Annotated in this window: 3 protein-coding genes; 1 reads left to right on the forward strand and 2 read right to left on the reverse strand. The window is 62.4% G+C overall.

Annotated features, from left to right (window positions below):
• Together ACH2CW_RS11295 and ACH2CW_RS11300 are read right to left on the reverse strand one after the other, a co-directional pair.
• On the reverse strand, positions 1–504 hold a 504-nt coding region (locus ACH2CW_RS11295; RefSeq protein ID WP_395058123.1), incomplete at its 3' end, for a response regulator transcription factor.
• Positions 505–631: 127 nt separating this feature from the next.
• A complete protein-coding gene (locus ACH2CW_RS11300) occupies positions 632–1969 on the reverse strand; it encodes an AmpG family muropeptide MFS transporter (protein WP_395058125.1) in 1338 nt (445 codons plus the stop codon).
• A gap of 56 nt (positions 1970–2025) precedes the next feature.
• Here ACH2CW_RS11300 and ACH2CW_RS11305 point away from each other — a divergent pair, with 56 nt between their 5' ends.
• Positions 2026–2862, forward strand: a complete 837-nt coding sequence (locus ACH2CW_RS11305; RefSeq protein WP_395058127.1) for a M48 family metallopeptidase — start codon at positions 2026–2028, stop codon at positions 2860–2862.
• The last annotated feature ends 8 nt before the right edge of the window (positions 2863–2870 follow it).

A 2870-nucleotide genomic window follows, 5' to 3' on the forward strand; every position in this document is an offset into this window, starting at 1 on the left:
GTCAAACTGGTAAGAGGTCAGGTCGCACAGTTGAGCGCCCACCGACACGGTGCGTGCGTCGCGGTCAATTTCCAGCGAACCAAAGCGCAACAGTTTGCCGTTGGCACCCACGCCATCCACGCGGCGGCGCAGCACGGCCCGGATGCGGGCCAGCAGCTCCCGGGGCTCGAATGGTTTGGGCAAATAGTCGTCTGCGCCGATTTCGAGCCCGATGATGCGGTCCATCGGGTCGCCCTTGGCGGTCAGCATCAACACGGGAATCTGGGCCACGCTACCCGGCAGGGCGCGGATGCGCCGGCACACTTCCAGCCCGTCGATGTCGGGCAACATCAGGTCCAGAATCACCAGGTCAGGTGGCGTACCGCCTGCAGGGTCCTGCAAACGGGCCAGCCCGCTTTGCCCGTTGCCGACGTGGGCTACCGCAAAACCCGACTGCCCCAGGTACTCGCTCACCATGTGCGCGAGGCGGGTATCGTCTTCAATCATCAACAATTGGTGGCTCATGGATGCAGTCTACGCCGGGTGGTGTGGGTCTTTATGCAGGATGCACCAACCCGGTCAAACCCGGTTGAAGCCCGGGTAAAGAAAAGTAAACCTGAATGCTATTAAATATATAGCTGATGGCGTATATTTAACGGGGGCTAGAGGCTGTTTTTGACCTCGAAGCCAGCCAGATCAGCAGCAATACGGGCACACCGAGCAATGCCGTGGCGGTGAAAAAGGGGCTGTAGCCGAACGCATCCACAAATTCGCCGGAAAAGCCCGCCAGAAACTTCGGCAACAGCAGCATCATGGAGCTGAACAGGGCGTACTGGGTGGCTGAATACTGGATATTGGTCAGGCTGGACAGGTAGGCAATGAAGGCCGCGGAGGCGATGCCGCTGGAGAGATTGTCGGCCGAAATCACCACAATCAGCGCTGTCACATCATGCCCGTAAGAGGCCAGCCCGGCGAACAGCAGGTTTGTCGCCGCACTCAGAATGGCACCCAGCATCAGGATGCGCATCACGCCAAACCGCATGGACAGCACGCCGCCGATGAAAGCGCCCACCAGCGTCATGATGACGCCGTACACCTTGGTCACGGCGGCCACCTCATCCTTGGTGTAACCCATATCCACATAAAACGGGTTGGCCATGATGCCCATGACCACATCGCTGATGCGGTAAAGGGCGATCAGCCCCAGAATCAGCGCCGCCTGCCAGCGGTAGCGGCGGATGAAGTCGGCAAACGGCGCCACCAGCGCTCCCTGCAGCCAGTCGGCCAGGTTTTTGGCGGGAGGCATGGCGCGCTGGGCGGGTTCGGGCGACAGCAGCACGGTCAGCACGCCCAGCACCATGGAAGCCGCCATCACCAGGTAAGCGGTCTGCCAGGCGCTGTGCTGGTAGCTTGCCACGTCAGCCACCTCGGCGCGGGCGGCAATCCACAGCACACCGGCGCCCGCCCAGATCATGGCCAGCCGGTAACCGGTCTGGTACGTGGCGGCCAACGCGGCCTGTCGTTCGGTGTCGGCGGACTCGATCCGGTAAGCGTCCAGCGCAATATCTTGTGTTGCCGATGCAAAAGCCACCATCAGCGCGCCCCAGACCATGGGCGCCAGCGTCAGTTTGGGGTCGGTCAGGGCCATCGCCGTCAGCGCCGCCATGATGACGATTTGAGACAGCAGCAACCAGCTGCGCCGCCGCCCCATCAGGCGCGTCAGCAGCGGAATGGGCATGCGGTCCACCAGCGGTGACCAGACCCACTTGAAGCCATAGGCCAGCCCGACCCAGCTCAAGTGACCAATGGTGGTGCGGTTGATGCCCGCCTCGCGCAGCCAGAAACTCAGTGTGCCAAACACCAGCAGCAGCGGCAGACCGGCAGAAAACCCCAGCAGTAACATGCGAATGCTGGCCGGCTCGGCATACACACGCAGCGATTCGGTCCACGAAAGTTTGGGCTGCGGCGTTGTAGAAGGGGTGTCAGTCATGCGGCTATACGGGGGTGTTTCAAGTGTTGTTTTTCAATTTTGCTTATTATTGACCCATGTGCTGGCTCTGTAACAACAAACACGCGTCCTGGTCTTCGCGCCGGGCTTTCCTTGCATTGGCCGGGGCATCTGCCGCTGCGCCTGCGCTGGCGCAGGTGGATGTGGGCAAGTCATCCAGCCTGCGCAAGCTGGTGCCCGCAGACAAGCTGGAAGCTGCGGCCGAACAGCAATATGCCCAGATGATGGCCGAGGCCAATGCCCAAAAAGCGCTCGCGCCCGACAACCACCCCCAGGTGGTGCGCCTGCGTGCCATCGCGCGGCGGCTGATTCCGAACACCGCGCAGTGGAATGACCGGTCCCGCCAGTGGAAATGGGAGGTCAACCTGATTGGCAGCAAGCAGCTCAACGCCTTTTGCATGCCTGGCGGCAAGATCGCTTTTTACACCGGCATCCTCGATCAGCTCAAGCTGACCGACGACGAAGCCGCCATGATCATGGGGCACGAAATGGCTCACGCGCTGCGCGAGCACGCCCGTGAGCGGCTGGCCAAAACCCAGGCCACCGGCATTGGCCTCTCTCTGGGCGCGCAACTGCTGGGGCTGGGTCAGCTGGGGGATGTGGCGGCGAATCTGGGCACCAAGCTATTGACGCTGAAATTCAGCCGCGAAGACGAGAGCGAGGCCGATCTGGTGGGGCTGGAGCTGGCCGCCCGCTCGGCCTATGCACCCCAGGCCGGCGCCAGTTTGTGGCGCAAGATGGCGCAGGCATCGGGTGGCTCGGGCGGGACCAAATTTCTCTCCACCCATCCGTCAGGCCCTGACCGCATCCGTGAGCTGGAGGCCAACGCGCCGAAGGTGCAGGCGCTGTATGACCAGGCCCGGAAACGCGGGTGACAGGCGAG

It is taken from the genome of Polaromonas sp. (genome assembly GCF_043778355.1).
Classification (GTDB): domain Bacteria; phylum Pseudomonadota; class Gammaproteobacteria; order Burkholderiales; family Burkholderiaceae_C; genus Polaromonas.